This is a genomic window from Rhabdaerophilum sp. SD176 (assembly GCF_030143245.1).
GTDB lineage: Bacteria > Pseudomonadota > Alphaproteobacteria > Rhizobiales > Beijerinckiaceae > Rhabdaerophilum.
The window spans coordinates 1-574 of record NZ_JARJNS010000023.1; the positions used below are offsets into that span (position 1 = coordinate 1).

Consider the following 574-nt stretch of genomic DNA (forward strand, 5'->3'; position numbering starts at 1 on the left):
TTCAGGCAGCGCGGACCGTCTGGAGGAAGCGCTGGACCTCGGAGCGCATGGTCTCGGCCTGCCGCGCGAGATCGGCTGCAGAGCCCAGCACCTGCTGAGCTGCGCCCTCGGTGTGCCCGGCCGTTGCGGAAACCGCCGCGATCGACCGCGAGACGTCCTCGGTCCCGTTCACCGCCTGCTGGACATTGCTCGCGATTTCCCGCGTGGCGCGTTCCTGTTCGCCCACCGACCCGGCGATTTCCGCCGTGGCGCGGTCGATCAGCGCGATGGCCCCGTCGATCTCCTTGATGGCGATGACGGTATCGCTCGTCGCCTGCTGGATCTGGTTGACCATTTCCGAGATCTCGCTCGTCGCCTTCGCCGTCTGGTTCGCCAGGGCCTTGACCTCGCTCGCCACCACGGCGAAGCCCTTCCCGGCATCGCCCGCACGCGCCGCCTCGATTGTCGCGTTGAGTGCGAGCAGGTTGGTCTGTTCGGCAAGGCCATTGATCAGGCTGATCACCGAACCGATCCGCGAGGCCGCCGAGGCCAGAGCCTGCGCGCTCTCGTCGGTCGTCCGGACGCTGGCCACCGC

General features: G+C 68.5%; 1 protein-coding gene. It reads right to left on the reverse strand.

Annotation, left to right across the window (positions count from 1 at the left end):
• Position 1 precedes the first annotated feature (1 nt).
• The coding region (locus P0652_RS18725; protein WP_284180430.1) for a methyl-accepting chemotaxis protein at positions 2-574 on the reverse strand (573 nt) is incomplete at its 5' end.